Source organism: Acinetobacter sp. AOR14_HL, from assembly GCF_027855175.1.
In the GTDB taxonomy this organism is placed as follows: domain Bacteria; phylum Pseudomonadota; class Gammaproteobacteria; order Pseudomonadales; family Moraxellaceae; genus Acinetobacter; species Acinetobacter calcoaceticus.
In genome coordinates this window covers 1-15,522 of sequence record NZ_JAKTII010000011.1, presented here as the reverse complement: position 1 = coordinate 15,522, position 15,522 = coordinate 1, and the positions used below count along the sequence as shown (strand labels likewise).

Genomic DNA, 15,522 nt, shown 5'->3' with positions numbered 1-15,522 from the left:
TCCGATTCCTTACAAGGTTATGCTACGGAAAAAACAGGTTTTGCCCTATTCTTGTTTTTAGGAGTAGGCCTCAATTAGAAGTTGAGGCCGTTTTATATTTTTCTTCTAAAACATTACTAAAAATACTTTCAATCATCCAAACACGATACAAACTATTAAATACATAGCTTTGCCCATCAATACGCAACTCTAAAACTGGTAAATCAGGCTGATGCTTATCTCTGCAAAATGCGTCATTTTGCGCCAGAACAGCTGGCACATCCTGCTCAGTTAACTGCTCAATTCCCAACTGTTGCTGTAATTCTTGGAAATGCTTTTTGAAAGATAAATCTTTGCCTTTTGTCCACACAGCCTGCAAAATCGTAAAAACCGTATCGATTTGCTGATTTTCAAGTACGCTATAGAAAAGCTTTGCCATTTCAAGCGTACTTTCTTCTGTAGGACGGCAAAAAGGGGTAAAAGCTACATCTGTTCGTTTAGAAACACGGGTTGCCAAACTCCAGTCAAACCAATCTCGGCCTTGATAGCTTAAAGGGTAAACTTTTAATTGAATGTCATAATAATCGGCCAGCTCTTCCTTAATATAAGCAAGTAACAGCCAACTCATTGGATCTTCTAAGGCAATATATATATCGAGTTCAGGACGAAGTGTCTGAATTTCGGTAAGTGCCTCAGCGTCATTAATCAAATGTTCACGCCATTCGATATGATTAATTAAAAAGATCGGATTACCAGTAAGTAACTTTTGCTGTTTTAGACGACGGGTTAAACGTAATAAATCATCTACTGCATGATACTTACGTCCACCAAATTCAAAGTATGCCGCCGGTACAGGTTCATCCGTAAAAATACGTTCTGAAAAATGTTGAGGAAGCTGATGTTTAACTGCCATGGCATGAAGAGTACGCAGCTTTCCATATTGCTGCTGCCAAAGCATGTGAAAAATATCTTCTAGTAAATGTAAGAAATTCTGACCTTGTAATGGAGTTCTTTTTAATATGACAGCGGCTTGTTTTAAAGATTCTTGGCTTGGGATTTCTGGAAATTCATCAAAAGCAAAACGGTGTTGCTTGGCTAAAATTTTTGCATCATTTAGACAATAATTTTGCCACTCTTCATGTGACATACCATTTGGAGGTTCAGAAGCCGTATGGGAAATAATAATCTTTAAAGGCTTAAGTTCATCACTTAAAATCTCATCGAGCTGAGACAATTGCTGAACAGCCAAATAGCTATACACATCATCAAGTCGTAAATAAATACTTAAACCATTTTCCGTGGGTAACACCGCTTGACGAGAGGGTTTTTGGTAAAACCAACTCGATCGGATAGGGTCAAACCAACGGCGTAGCAGTGACATGAATAGTGCCTCTAAAAAATAAAATCCTAAGCTAGACCAAAAAACTGCTTTGATCGCAGTACAAAGTGCAGCAGAAGCTTAATATACAAAATACTGACGAGCTCTGCTTACGCAGAACAAATATCATGTTATTGCACGTGTTCCTGCATCGGTGAAGATTTTATCATCATTTTATGACAAACCCATAGAATGACTTGCAACACCCTCATCTACAAGCCTATTTTTTTCATCAGGCAAAAAAAATGCACCCTCAACAGATAATAATTCATCGTATTGAAGAGTGCATAATTTCTACTCAATTATTAAAATTGAATATTTTATAGAACGCGTACAGCTCCTTTCGCTGCACTTGTTGTATGCATTGCATAAACTTTTAATGCTTTTGATACCTTACGTTTACGTTCTTCTTTTGGATGCCAGCCTTTCGCTTCTTGAACTGTACGACGGTGCGCCATAGTCGCATCATCAACGTTCAAGTGAATGGTACGGTTTGGAATATCAATTTCAATGGTATCGCCATCTTCAACCAAACCAATGGCACCGCCTTCAGCAGCTTCTGGCGAAACATGTCCAATCGAAAGACCTGATGAACCACCAGAGAAACGACCATCTGTAACTAATGCACAGTCTTTTCCTAAACCTTTCGATTTAAGATAGCTGGTTGGGTAAAGCATTTCTTGCATACCCGGACCACCACGTGGACCTTCGTAACGAATAACAACGACATCACCAGCTTTAATATCATGACCCAAGATTGCATCTACAGCAGCATCTTGACTCTCAAACACGCGCGCTGTGCCAGTAAATTTTAGGATAGATTCATCTACACCCGCAGTTTTCACAATACAACCATCAAGAGCGATGTTGCCGTATAGCACAGCTAAACCACCATCTTTAGAGAATGCATGTTCTGCATTGCGGATAACGCCTTTTTCACGATCGCCATCTAAAGTTGCATAGTAACGATTTTGCGAGAACGCAACTTGAGTTGGTACACCACCCGGAGATGAGCGATAGAACTCATACACATCTGCATCTTCAGTGCGAATAATATCCCACTTATCCAAGGCATCTTTTAAAGTTTTCTCATGTACGGTTGGTAGTGATACATCAAGTAAATTCGCACGATCAAGTTCACCTAAAATGGCCATGATGCCACCTGCACGGTGTACATCTTCCATATGAACATCTTGTTTTGCAGGTGCTACTTTAGACAATACAGGCACTCGACGTGACAATTCGTCAATATCGTCCATGGTAAAGTCAACTTCCGCTTCACTTGCCGCAGCTAATAAGTGTAGAACGGTATTGGTTGAACCACCCATTGCAATATCAAGCGTCATGGCATTTTTAAATGCAGCCTTTGTTGCAATTGAACGAGGTAAAATGCTTGCATCTTCTTGTTCGTAATAGCGCTTAGCCAATTCAACAATAAGCTGACCTGCTTTTAAGAATAATTTTTTACGATTAGCATGTGTCGCGACAATCGAACCATTACCCGGTAAAGATAAACCTAACGCTTCGGTTAAACAGTTCATTGAGTTTGCAGTGAACATACCTGAACATGAACCACAGGTTGGACATGCTGAACGTTCAAATTCTTCAACTTCTTCGTCTGTATAACTTTCATCAGCTGCAACAACCATTGCATCAACAAGATCAATCGCTTTTTCATTACCGCGGAATTTGACCTTACCTGCTTCCATTGGTCCACCAGACACAAAAACCACAGGAATATTCAAGCGCATCGCAGCCATGAGCATTCCCGGAGTAATCTTGTCACAGTTAGAAATACAGACCATAGCATCAGCACAATGCGCATTCACCATGTACTCTACTGAGTCAGCAATCAAATCACGTGATGGTAAAGAATAAAGCATGCCGTCATGCCCCATTGCGATCCCATCGTCTACTGCGATCGTATTGAACTCTTTAGCAACACCACCTGATGCCTGAATTTCTGCTGCAACAAGCTGCCCTAGATCTTTAAGATGTACATGGCCCGGAACAAATTGAGTAAATGAATTGACCACCGCAATAATCGGTTTGCCGAAATCCTCATCTTTCATTCCTGTTGCACGCCATAAGCCACGTGCGCCAGCCATATTTCTTCCGTGTGTCGATGTTTTTGAACGATAGTCAGGCATTAGTGTTTCCAACAAGTTGTGCTTGAGCGAAATTTCTCCCACTCTGGCTGAATGATACTGATATAGCGTTAGATCAGTCGGAATATTGACTCATCATCATAATTTGATCATTCTCCATTCTATAGAAGCAAATAATATTCGGAAAGCCAAGAACAGTAATAGTCAGTCAATATTTAGCAAAACTTACATGAATAATTTTTTATTTTTTCATAACCTTTTTTTATCAATAAAAGTTTTTCAATAATTTTTTGTTCACTATTTAAAAACCAAATCTCTCAATAGCCATGAGTTTAGGGCTTCAAACGTTTTTCACGTATACTATCCACAAACTCTTTTTGGATTGCATTTGTGAAAATTATTTTTGCTGGCACCCCCGAATTTGCTGCAACAGCATTGGCGGCTTTATTAAAAACTTCCCATGAAATTATCGCAGTTTATACTCAACCAGATCGTAAAGCTGGTCGCGGACAAAAATTAAAGCCATCTCCTGTAAAACAGCTTGCCCTTGAACATAATATTCCTGTTTATCAACCGCTTCACTTTAAAGCTTCAACTGAAGAAGGCTTGGCAGCGCAACAAGAACTCGCTGCTTTAGGTGCTGATGTGATGGTGGTCGCTGCCTATGGTTTGATTCTTCCACAAGCTGTACTCGATACACCTAAATATGGTTGTTTAAACATTCACGGCTCATTATTACCACGATGGCGCGGTGCAGCACCAATTCAGCGTGCAATCGCAACAGGTGATGATGAAACAGGAATTACGATTATGCAGATGGCTGCCGGTTTAGATACAGGCGATATGATGTATAAAACCTACTGCCCAATCACCGCCGAAGAGACCTCTACCAGCTTGCATGACAAATTAGCTGTTCAAGGTGCAGAAGCGATTTGTGCAGTACTCGAGTCAGAAGCAACATTACAAAAATATTTGGCAGAACGTGAAGTTCAAGATGAAAGCCTAACTGTCTATGCACACAAGCTCGTGAAATCAGAAGCTCGTATTGACTGGTCAACTGATGCTATTCAACTTGACCGAAATATTCGTGCGTTCAACCCTTGGCCTGTTGCCTTCGTTCAGTTAGATGAAAATAATGCGCTGCGTGTTTGGAGCTCAACAATTTCTAGTCAAAACAAAGTGAATGCCCAAGCTGGTGAAATTATCGCGATTGATAAGCAAGGCGTACATGTGGCTTGTGGGCAAGATTCCTTTATTTGTCTGACCAGTGTGCAATGGCCGGGCGGCAAAGCAATGAATGCCCAACAAATTGCCCAAACTCAAAAACTTCATGTAGGACAAATTCTGCCATGAGTCAGGTTTCATCAAATTCGTCACGATTTAACTTACGTGCTCAAGTCGTCCAGACGTTATTAAAAGTTCAGCAAGGCCAATCACTCGCTAGTATTTTAAATACACAGCTGAATCAAGTTGCAGAACGTGATCGTGCTTTGTTTCACGAGTTGGTTTTGGGTACATTGCGTCAATGGTTTGCACTTAAATCAATTAGCTTACCTTTGCTCAGCAAACCGTTAAACAATGAAACTGTTGAAACCTGTCTTTACGTCGGCCTTTATCAAGTTTTATGCACGCGTATTGCCGCACATGCTGCGATCTCTGAAACAGTAGACGCTACGAAACAACTTGGGTTCCCAGCACTCAGCGGTATTGTGAATGCAATTTTACGCCGCGCGACGCGTGAAACTGATGACTTTCAGCAAGGTTTACAACAGGCGCATGGCTTACCAAGTTGGCTTTATAAGCGTGTGAAAAAAGATTGGGGTGAACAAACCGAATCTCTATGCCAATCATTAAAACAAGTCGCACCTTTAACCTTAAGGGTTAATCAACGCCACATTGGTCGAGATGCTTATTTAGCAAAATTACAAAATTCAGAAATTAAAGCACGTGCATGTATTTTATCTGAAGCAGGCATCATCCTTGAGCAATCTGTTCAAATTACCCAGCTACCTGGTTTTGAAGAGGGATGGTTTTCTGTACAAGACGAACACGCTCAGCTTTGTGCAGAATTATTACCAGATTTAAATAATAAAACAGTGATTGATGCCTGTGCAGCACCCGGTGGAAAAACAGCTCATTTACTCGAAAAGTTTAAACCGGCTAAGCTCATTGCTATTGACCAAGATTCTAACCGTTTAGTCCGTGTGACTGAGAATTTAAACCGCTTAGCACTTGATCAAAGTCAAACAGAAATTTTGGCAGCAGATGCAACCCAATGGGTTCCCGCAGAGCCTGTAGATTGTATTGTGCTAGATGCGCCTTGCTCTGCAACAGGGGTCATTCGACGTCATCCTGATATACGCCTTTTACGCCAATCTAGTGATATAGCCCAAACGATTGAGCTGCAAAAGCAGATCTTGCAGCACATGTGGCAACAACTCAAAGTTGGAGGCACACTGCTCTATATTACATGTTCAGTTTTAAAAGCTGAGAATGAACAGCAAATGATAGATTTCTTCGCAGAACATACTGATGCGAAAGAAATCAAAATTGAAGCTGATTGGGGTATTGAGCAAATTCATGGCCGCCAATTACTGCCGCAAGCGCAGTCTGGTGATGGATTTTATTATTGTAAAATTCAAAAAATTGCATAAAAAAAGCAGGCTTCGAGCCTGCTTTTTACGAGATCAGCATCAAAGCGTGTGCTGATCTTTTACCTCTTCTAAAACATCATCTAACTCTTCAGGATGTTTCGACAAATGCAGAATGGATAAAGCTAATCCACCCCATAAAAACACCATCGAAATCACCATCATTACGATTGCCGAAGTATTCATTATTCTATCCTCCTAGCGATCTTTCATTTTGCTTAACACGATTGCAACGACCGCACAGAAAATCACACTGCCCCAGCCGAATACACCTTGTAAGCTCATACTATAAGTATCATAGCCATTTTTGATCAAATTAAAAACAGTCATAGTGAGTGTTGTTAACAAGATTAAAGATGTAATAACCGTTAAAGTGAAATCCCATCCCTTACCAAGTTGAATTGTTGAGATACGATTTACATGATTGCGAAGTTCAATGAGTGCTGAACGTTTAAACCAAGTCACGGCAATAATAGAAAGTAAAGCACCACCAATAATACCGATGTTATTAATAAAGTGGTCAACAATATCAACCAGTTTAATTGCGTTTACACTTGAGAATAAAATAATCGATACAAGCGCACTACCACCACCAATAATCGTTACAGCTTTTTTACGGCCCCATTTCAACTTATCTTGCATTGCTGCAATAGGCACTTCCAAAATACTGACCATCGAAGAAATACCTGCGACGAAAAGTGAAGAGAAGAATAAGAAACCAAATAAATCGGCACCTGTACCTAAACTTGAAATAATTTTCGGGAATGCAATAAATGCCAAGCCAATCCCGCCACTCACCACATCTTTAACTTCAGTTCCTGCAGCATGTGCCATAAAACCTAGCGCTGCAAAAATACCAATACCCGCTAGAATCTCTGTTGATGCATTTGCAAAACCAACGATTAAGCCAGAACCCGTTAAATTAGTTTTTGGTTTCAAATATGATGCATACGTCACCATGATCCCGAAGCCAACAGATAGTGAGAAGAAGGTATGACCATAAGCGGCTAACCAAACTTTATAATCCATCATTGCAGACCAGTTTGGCGTAAAAAATGCATTCAAACCTTGAACAGCGCCCGGTAAACGCAATGACTGGACTACCAGAATCGTGAATAGAACGAATAATAATGGCATGAAAATCTTATTGGATAATTCAACACCCTTTTTCACACCACCATAAAGAATGATTAAAGTAAGTGCCCAAATCCCTACAATCGGCCAGAATAAATGACCTACAAACTGTAGATCAAAACCAGTCGCTTTTGAGGTTTGCAAATAAGTATTAAAGAAGAAATCTTCTGGATCACTTCCCCACATTTGACCAATAGAAAAGTAAACGTAACTACCTGCCCATGTCAGGACGCTTGCATAATACAAACCGATGATGATACAGACACAAACCTGCCACCACCCTAAAGTTTCTCCGCCTTTAAATAAAGCACGATATGCTTTTGGAGGCGAACCAGTACTACGATGGCCTACCGCATAATCTAAAAATAGTAACGGTAAACCAGCAGTAATGAGTGCCAATAGATAGGGAATAAGAAACGCACCGCCACCATTTTCATAAGCAACGTATGGAAAGCGCCAAATATTACCTAAACCTACAGCCGAACCAACGGCTGCAATAATAAAACCAGATCGTGACGTCCAGTTTTCACGAGAATCTGCCATAAAACACCTAATGTTAAAAGATTACTTATTTTTACTGCTATTGTTGATTGTTATTCCGCATGCAAAAAAAGAACCAAAAAATACTTTTGTGTTTGTAGAAAATAAAAAGAACCTTTTGAGTATTTTTATTCCCTTAACAAACAAGCAAAAATAGAAAATTCTTCCTTAAAGATTTTTGTCCATTTTTTGCTCCTATATAGCTGAACAATACCTGTTTTTATTTCTTTTTACTGTAATTTCCGTCAGAAATTTTACGAATTTTCTAAGTTTTTTTCACAATTGGTTATTTTTCAGCTTATCTTTACACTCTAAAGCTTAGGTTCAGACATAATTGTTCAATGATATTTTATTCCAATTCATTGAAAGAGTTCTTCAATTACTCGACTTATCCAGTAATTTATTCTTAAATCTTCAGTTTTCAATTAAGATTTAAATGTCACCTTGCTGTTAAGATGACAAAATTTTTATACACTTAGTGACATAAAAATTAATAAATAAATATTAGTTATTTGAAATACATGAATTTTTATTCAGTCTCAAAAAATCTTATAGATATATATTCGATAGGCTTATTTTTTATCAATGCATCTGTAGCAAGATGTCTATATCATGCGCTCGAAGATTTCTTTTATTCGGATGTTAAAATGAAAATATTAAAAATGTCTTTATTAGCGCTCGGGATGGGCTTAAGTGGCTTTGCTCAGGCAGACTTTGTTGGAGTCAAAGGAGAAGTAGGCTACTGGTTTTATGACGGTAAAGCTAATATGTCTTCTCAATTCCCTGATGATCAGGATCTAGATCAAAAAGGTAGTGCTCAACTCTCATTGTCAGTAGAACACCCAATCCCATTTATTCCAAATGCAAAAATTCGTTATGTAAATTTAGATACTCAAACTAAATCAGAAACTCTAGGTCAAGCAAACTATAAAGTTGATTTAGATCATAGCGATTTTATTCTCTATTACGAATTACTAGATAATATTGTGAGTGTAGATGCCGGACTTGGTGCAACTGTACTAAATGGTGATATCACTGCGTATACAGGTAAGCGCGTGGATATTGATAAAACATATCCTATTGCTTATTTATCAGGTGAAGTAAAACTTCCATTTACAGGTTTAAGTGCTAAAGGTGAAGCAACCTATACAAACTTTGACGATGCACGAATTACAGATGCGCTAGCAGAAGTAAAATATAAGTTTGCAGATAACCTACTAATTGATCTTGGTTTAACAGCAGGCTATCGCATACTCAATATCGATTTAGATGACTACGATAACAATGACCTTAAATTTGAATTTAAAGGCCCGTATGTTGGTTTAGAAGCACATTTCTAAATCAGAATGAGCTCAAAATTTCCCCCCCATATATAAAAAAGAACTCTATAAGAGTTCTTTTTTATTCAATCATACTCACATATCTGGGATATTCTTGAATTCTTTGACACCATGCTTGAATATTTGGGTATAACTTTAAATCGAAGCCACCTTCATCAGCCACATGTGTATAAGCATATAGCGCAATATCAGCAATAGTGAGTTGTTGTCCTGTAAGATAGTCGTGCTCTGCTAATACTTTATCCATAATAGATAATGCTTTATGCCCTTTTGGCTGTAAATTATAATATTCGGTTCTTCTATCTTCTGGTAAACCTAAATATTTATTAATAAAACGTGCAACTGCAATAAAAGGTTCATGGCTATATTGTTCAAAGAACATCCATTGGTACATTTTTGCTTTAATAAAAAGATCTATAGGAATAAATTTTGTTCCCTCAGCTAAGTAACCTAAAATAGCATTCGATTCACTTAAAACACGACCATCTTCCAGAACTAATACAGGTATTTTTCCATTAGGGTTTAGAGATAAAAACTCTTGGGTTTGAGTATCTTTTTTTAAAATATCAATATGAATCCATCTATGATTAATATTTAATAAGGAAAGTAAGAGTTTAATTTTATAACAATTACCGGAACCTACATCTCCATAGATTTTCATATATACTCCTCTCTTATTATTTATGCTTAAATAGATAATTTTCTTATTATTTATAGCACAACTCTCTCATAATATTCCTATATTTTTATTCGACTTTTCCTTTACTCCCTAAATTCTTTGTCTGTGTATTTTAATTCAGTCATAAAAAAACACCCCCAACTGTTAGGTTGAGGGTGTTTAGAATAATGAGCTGGCGATGACTTACTCTCACATGGGAAACCCCACACTACCATCAGCGCTAAGAGGTTTCACTTCTGAGTTCGGGAAGGGATCAGGTGGTTCACTCTTGCTATGGTCGCCAGCACAACTGGTATGGATACTTACATTGGTCTTATTGGTTGCCGATGCGTTTTCCAAATCTTTACAGATGGGCTGATTGAGTCTTAATATTTTGTTCATTTTAGCTAAGCGTATAACTAAATCAAGTTGCTTTGCATATTAATGAATCGATTGATGCTTTATATACAACTGCTTGGGTGTTGTATAGTCAAGCCTCACGAGCAATTAGTATTGGTCAGCTTCACATATCACTATGCTTCCACATCCAACCTATCAACGTCCTAGTCTCGAACGGCTCTTTAGAGGACATAAAGTCCTAGGGAAATCTTATCTTGAGGTAGGCTTCCCGCTTAGATGCTTTCAGCGGTTATCCCTTCCGAACATAGCTACCCGGCGATGCGACTGGCGTCACAACCGGTACACCAGAGGTTCGTCCACTCTGGTCCTCTCGTACTAGGAGCAGATCCTCTCAAATTTCCAGCGCCCACGGTAGATAGGGACCGAACTGTCTCACGACGTTCTAAACCCAGCTCGCGTACCTCTTTAAATGGCGAACAGCCATACCCTTGGGACCTGCTTCAGCCCCAGGATGAGATGAGCCGACATCGAGGTGCCAAACACCGCCGTCGATATGAACTCTTGGGCGGTATCAGCCTGTTATCCCCAGAGTACCTTTTATCCGTTGAGCGATGGCCCTTCCATACAGAACCACCGGATCACTAAGACCTACTTTCGTACCTGCTCGACTTGTGGGTCTCGCAGTTAAGCGCGCTTTTGCCTTTATACTCTACGCGTGATTTCCGACCACGCTGAGCGCACCTTCGTACTCCTCCGTTACTCTTTAGGAGGAGACCGCCCCAGTCAAACTACCCACCAGACATGGTCCTCGCCCCGGATTACGGGGCAGAGTTAGAACCTCAACATTACCAGGGTGGTATTTCAAGGACGGCTCCATTGGAACTAGCGTTCCAACTTCAAAGCCTCCCACCTATCCTACACAAGTAAGGTCAAAGTTCAATGTCAAGCTGCAGTAAAGGTTCACGGGGTCTTTCCGTCTAGCCGCGGGTACACTGCATCTTCACAGCGATTTCGATTTCACTGAGCCTCTGCTGGAGACAGCGCCGCCATCATTATGCCATTCGTGCAGGTCGGAACTTACCCGACAAGGAATTTCGCTACCTTAGGACCGTTATAGTTACGGCCGCCGTTTACTGGGGCTTCGATCAAGAGCTTCGCTTACGCTAACCCCATCAATTAACCTTCCAGCACCGGGCAGGCATCACACCCTATACGTCCACTTTCGTGTTTGCAGAGTGCTATGTTTTTAATAAACAGTTGCAGCGGCCTGGTTTCTGTGGCTGTCATCAGCTCAGGAAGCAAGTTCCATCACCAACAACAGCGTACCTTCTCCCGAAGTTACGGTACCATTTTGCCTAGTTCCTTCAGCAGAGTTCTCTCAAGCGCCTTGGTCTACTCGACCTGACCACCTGTGTCGGTTTAGGGTACGATTCCTGTGTAACTGAAGCTTAGAGACTTTTCCTGGAAGCATGGTATCAGCCACTTCGCTGTACAAGTACAGCTTGCTATCAGATCTCAGCATAGAGCACCCCGGATTTGCCTAAGATGCATGCCTACTTCCTTTCACCTGGACAACCAACGCCAGGCTGACTTAACCTTCTCCGTCCTCTCATCGCATTACACAGAAGTATTGGAATATTAACCAATTTCCCATCGACTACGCCTTTCGGCCTCGCCTTAGGGGTCGACTCACCCAGCCCCGATTAACGTTGGACTGGAACCCTTGGTCTTTCGGCGAACGGGTTTTTCACCCGTTTTGTCGTTACTCACGTCAGCATTCGCACTTCTGATACCTCCAGCATACTTCTCAATACACCTTCATCGGCTTACAGAACGCTCCCCTACCACTTGACTTAAAAGTCAAATCCGCAGCTTCGGCACATAGTTTTAGCCCCGTTACATCTTCCGCGCAGGCCGACTCGACTAGTGAGCTATTACGCTTTCTTTAAAGGGTGGCTGCTTCTAAGCCAACCTCCTAGCTGTCTATGCCTTCCCACATCGTTTCCCACTTAACTATGATTTTGGGGCCTTAGCTGGCGGTCTGGATTGTTTTCCTCTTGACTACGGACGTTAGCACCCGCAGTCTGTCTCCCGGATAGTACTCATAGGTATTCGGAGTTTGCATCGGTTTGGTAAGTCGGGATGACCCCCTAGCCGAAACAGTGCTCTACCCCCTATGGTATTCGTCCGAGGCGCTACCTAAATAGCTTTCGGGGAGAACCAGCTATCACCAGGCTTGATTAGCCTTTCACCCCTATCCACAAGTCATCCCCTGGCTTTTCAACGACAGTGGGTTCGGTCCTCCAGTTAGTGTTACCCAACCTTCAACCTGCTCATGGATAGATCGCCTGGTTTCGGGTCTATACCCAGCAACTAAACGCCCTATTAAGACTCGATTTCTCTACGGCTCCCCTATACGGTTAACCTCGCTACTGAATATAAGTCGCTGACCCATTATACAAAAGGTACGCAGTCACCGAACAAGTCGGCTCCCACTGCTTGTATGCATGCGGTTTCAGGATCTATTTCACTCCCCTCACAGGGGTTCTTTTCGCCTTTCCCTCACGGTACTGGTTCACTATCGGTCAGTCAGGAGTATTTAGCCTTGGAGGATGGTCCCCCCATATTCAGACAAGGTTTCACGTGCCTCGCCCTACTCGTCATCATTATGTGTGCCCTTTCGTGTACGGGAATATCACCCTCTACGTTCGCACTTCCCAGAGCGTTCCACTAAAACACACATAACTTAATGGGCTGATCCCCGTTCGCTCGCCGCTACTAAGGGAATCTCAATTGATTTCTTTTCCTAAGGGTACTGAGATGTTTCACTTCCCCTCGTTCGCCTTGCAACACTATGTATTCATGTTGCAATACCTACCTTAAAGTAGGTGGGTTCCCCCATTCAGAAATCTCCGGATCAAAGGATATTTGCCGCCTCCCCGGAGCTTATCGCAGGCTATTACGTCTTTCATCGCCTCTGACTGCCAAGGCATCCACCACATGCACTTAATTACTTGACTATACAACCCCAAACAGTCGTTATTACCTACAAGGAGTAATAAGACATGATTAATGATTTCTCATCAATCTCTTACAGTTTGAAGTACTGTGTATTTAAACACTGTACAGCTTCAATCTAATTCATATACCAAAACGCTTGATTCAGTTAATTTGCTAGTTCTCAATTAATTCCAAGATCAGAATTACTTCTTCTCTTTTCATTATTGAGTGAACAATTTATTTCAGACTCAATTTTGCCAATCTGTTAATGAATAAACATGCCTTCGTCAGGTCATGCTTAATACCGTGATACTTAAATCACAGAAGTTAATAAACCAAGATCTTAATCTTTATTTACTAATTTCTGTAATCCGAACTTCTCTTAAGTTCTGGTGGAGACTAGGAGAGTCGAACTCCTGACCTCCTGCGTGCAAAGCAGGCGCTCTACCAACTAAGCTAAGTCCCCAGCTTACATCATCAGTTATGTATCTTCTTTTCTATAACTTCAACCAGTCAAAGTCATGGTGGGTCTGACAAGACTTGAACTTGTGACCCCACGCTTATCAAGCGTGTGCTCTAACCAACTGAGCTACAGACCCTCAGATACATCTATGAAGAACAACTTGTTGTGGATTCTTACCAATCGTCAATCTTTCGTTAAGGAGGTGATCCAGCCGCAGGTTCCCCTACGGCTACCTTGTTACGACTTCACCCCAGTCATCGGCCACACCGTGGTAAGCGTCCTCCTTGCGGTTAGACTACCTACTTCTGGTGCAACAAACTCCCATGGTGTGACGGGCGGTGTGTACAAGGCCCGGGAACGTATTCACCGCGGCATTCTGATCCGCGATTACTAGCGATTCCGACTTCATGGAGTCGAGTTGCAGACTCCAATCCGGACTACGATCGGCTTTTTGAGATTAGCATCCTATCGCTAGGTAGCAACCCTTTGTACCGACCATTGTAGCACGTGTGTAGCCCTGGCCGTAAGGGCCATGATGACTTGACGTCGTCCCCGCCTTCCTCCAGTTTGTCACTGGCAGTATCCTTAAAGTTCCCGACATTACTCGCTGGCAAATAAGGAAAAGGGTTGCGCTCGTTGCGGGACTTAACCCAACATCTCACGACACGAGCTGACGACAGCCATGCAGCACCTGTATATAAGTTCCCGAAGGCACCAATCCATCTCTGGAAAGTTCTTACTATGTCAAGGCCAGGTAAGGTTCTTCGCGTTGCATCGAATTAAACCACATGCTCCACCGCTTGTGCGGGCCCCCGTCAATTCATTTGAGTTTTAGTCTTGCGACCGTACTCCCCAGGCGGTCTACTTATCGCGTTAGCTGCGCCACTAAAGCCTCAAAGGCCCCAACGGCTAGTAGACATCGTTTACGGCATGGACTACCAGGGTATCTAATCCTGTTTGCTCCCCATGCTTTCGCACCTCAGCGTCAGTGTTAGGCCAGATGGCTGCCTTCGCCATCGGTATTCCTCCAGATCTCTACGCATTTCACCGCTACACCTGGAATTCTACCATCCTCTCCCACACTCTAGCTAACCAGTATCGAATGCAATTCCCAAGTTAAGCTCGGGGATTTCACATTTGACTTAATTAGCCGCCTACGCGCGCTTTACGCCCAGTAAATCCGATTAACGCTTGCACCCTCTGTATTACCGCGGCTGCTGGCACAGAGTTAGCCGGTGCTTATTCTGCGAGTAACGTCCACTATCTGAAGGTATTAACTTCAGTAGCCTCCTCCTCGCTTAAAGTGCTTTACAACCATAAGGCCTTCTTCACACACGCGGCATGGCTGGATCAGGCTTGCGCCCATTGTCCAATATTCCCCACTGCTGCCTCCCGTAGGAGTCTGGGCCGTGTCTCAGTCCCAGTGTGGCGGATCATCCTCTCAGACCCGCTACAGATCGTCGCCTTGGTAGGCCTTTACCCCACCAACTAGCTAATCCGACTTAGGCTCATCTATTAGCGCAAGGTCCGAAGATCCCCTGCTTTCTCCCGTAGGACGTATGCGGTATTAGCATTCCTTTCGAAATGTTGTCCCCCACTAATAGGCAGATTCCTAAGCATTACTCACCCGTCCGCCGCTAAGTGATAGTGCAAGCACCATCACTCCGCTCGACTTGCATGTGTTAAGCCTGCCGCCAGCGTTCAATCTGAGCCATGATCAAACTCTTCAGTTAAAAATCATTTTGCACCTTATTAAAGACAAGGTGCCAATTCTGGCTCATCAATTTTCTGACTTAAATTTCGCTCAAATAAACTTCGAGTAATTTAAACCAATCAATCAATGATAATATTTCGATCAATCAATCAGTAAAAATCCACACAAGTTGTTCTTCATAATCTCTTAATGATCTT

At 41.9% G+C, this 15,522-nt stretch carries 8 protein-coding genes, 2 tRNA genes and 3 rRNA genes; 3 read left to right on the top strand and 10 right to left on the bottom strand.

Going from position 1 to position 15,522, the window contains the following annotated elements; all coding sequences use genetic code 11:
* Nucleotides 1-70 precede the first annotated feature (70 nt).
* Nucleotides 71-1,360 carry a hypothetical protein gene (locus tag MKL38_RS10215; protein ID WP_270903199.1) on the bottom strand — a complete coding sequence of 430 codons (1,290 nt, stop codon included), beginning with the start codon at nt 1,358-1,360 and terminating at the stop codon, nt 71-73.
* Nucleotides 1,361-1,677: 317 nt separating this feature from the next.
* Complete coding sequence (gene ilvD / locus MKL38_RS10210; RefSeq protein ID WP_003654323.1) at nt 1,678-3,507, bottom strand: dihydroxy-acid dehydratase; 1,830 nt, start codon at nt 3,505-3,507, stop codon at nt 1,678-1,680.
* Nucleotides 3,508-3,855: 348 nt separating this feature from the next.
* Here ilvD and fmt point away from each other — a divergent pair, with 348 nt between their 5' ends.
* On the top strand, nt 3,856-4,818 hold the full coding sequence (fmt, locus tag MKL38_RS10205) for a methionyl-tRNA formyltransferase (RefSeq protein ID WP_270903198.1): 963 nt from the start codon (nt 3,856-3,858) through the stop codon (nt 4,816-4,818).
* Complete coding sequence (gene rsmB / locus MKL38_RS10200) at nt 4,815-6,119, top strand: 16S rRNA (cytosine(967)-C(5))-methyltransferase RsmB (protein WP_270903197.1); 1,305 nt, start codon at nt 4,815-4,817, stop codon at nt 6,117-6,119. The genes fmt and rsmB overlap by 4 nt, the downstream gene beginning before the upstream one ends.
* Nucleotides 6,120-6,158: 39 nt before the next feature.
* Here the strand turns inward: rsmB and MKL38_RS10195 are convergent, their stop codons facing one another.
* Together MKL38_RS10195 and MKL38_RS10190 are read right to left on the bottom strand one after the other, a co-directional pair.
* Nucleotides 6,159-6,302: a methionine/alanine import family NSS transporter small subunit gene (locus MKL38_RS10195; protein ID WP_003654330.1), complete on the bottom strand. Its 144-nt coding sequence runs from the start codon at nt 6,300-6,302 to the stop codon at nt 6,159-6,161.
* 12 nt (nt 6,303-6,314) lie between these two features.
* On the bottom strand, nt 6,315-7,793 hold the full coding sequence (locus tag MKL38_RS10190) for a sodium-dependent transporter (RefSeq protein WP_270903196.1): 1,479 nt from the start codon (nt 7,791-7,793) through the stop codon (nt 6,315-6,317).
* A 644-nt stretch (nt 7,794-8,437) separates the two neighbouring features.
* On the opposite strand from MKL38_RS10190, the gene MKL38_RS10185 reads away from it, so the two are divergent.
* Entirely contained in the window at nt 8,438-9,130 is a 693-nt protein-coding gene (locus MKL38_RS10185; protein ID WP_270903195.1) for a TIGR04219 family outer membrane beta-barrel protein, read from the top strand.
* A 61-nt stretch (nt 9,131-9,191) separates the two neighbouring features.
* Here the strand turns inward: MKL38_RS10185 and MKL38_RS10180 are convergent, their stop codons facing one another.
* The 6 genes from MKL38_RS10180 to MKL38_RS10155 form a co-directional block, all read right to left on the bottom strand.
* On the bottom strand, nt 9,192-9,791 hold the full coding sequence (locus MKL38_RS10180) for a glutathione S-transferase family protein (RefSeq protein ID WP_270903194.1): 600 nt from the start codon (nt 9,789-9,791) through the stop codon (nt 9,192-9,194).
* A gap of 188 nt (nt 9,792-9,979) precedes the next feature.
* Nucleotides 9,980-10,094: ribosomal RNA gene (gene rrf, locus MKL38_RS10175) — 5S ribosomal RNA — on the bottom strand.
* Nucleotides 10,095-10,274: 180 nt separating this feature from the next.
* Nucleotides 10,275-13,168: ribosomal RNA gene (locus tag MKL38_RS10170) — 23S ribosomal RNA — on the bottom strand.
* Nucleotides 13,169-13,538: 370 nt separating this feature from the next.
* Nucleotides 13,539-13,614 (bottom strand) — tRNA-Ala (locus MKL38_RS10165).
* A 56-nt stretch (nt 13,615-13,670) separates the two neighbouring features.
* Nucleotides 13,671-13,747: transfer RNA gene (locus MKL38_RS10160), tRNA-Ile, on the bottom strand.
* A gap of 59 nt (nt 13,748-13,806) precedes the next feature.
* A 16S ribosomal RNA gene (locus MKL38_RS10155) occupies nt 13,807-15,344 on the bottom strand.
* Together the 16S, 23S and 5S rRNA genes with 2 tRNA genes alongside form the textbook arrangement of a ribosomal RNA operon.
* Between the last annotated feature and the right edge of the window lie 178 nt (nt 15,345-15,522).

Coding starts and splice junctions, on each gene's coding strand:
- rsmB (WP_270903197.1), top strand. CDS start 4,815: ATGAGTCAGGTTTCATCAAATTCGTCACGATTTAACTTACGTGCTCAA.
- MKL38_RS10215 (WP_270903199.1), bottom strand. CDS start 1,360: ATGTCACTGCTACGCCGTTGGTTTGACCCTATCCGATCGAGTTGGTTT.
- MKL38_RS10195 (WP_003654330.1), bottom strand. CDS start 6,302: ATGAATACTTCGGCAATCGTAATGATGGTGATTTCGATGGTGTTTTTA.
- MKL38_RS10185 (WP_270903195.1), top strand. CDS start 8,438: ATGAAAATATTAAAAATGTCTTTATTAGCGCTCGGGATGGGCTTAAGT.
- MKL38_RS10180 (WP_270903194.1), bottom strand. CDS start 9,791: ATGAAAATCTATGGAGATGTAGGTTCCGGTAATTGTTATAAAATTAAA.
- MKL38_RS10190 (WP_270903196.1), bottom strand. CDS start 7,793: ATGGCAGATTCTCGTGAAAACTGGACGTCACGATCTGGTTTTATTATT.
- ilvD (WP_003654323.1), bottom strand. CDS start 3,507: ATGCCTGACTATCGTTCAAAAACATCGACACACGGAAGAAATATGGCT.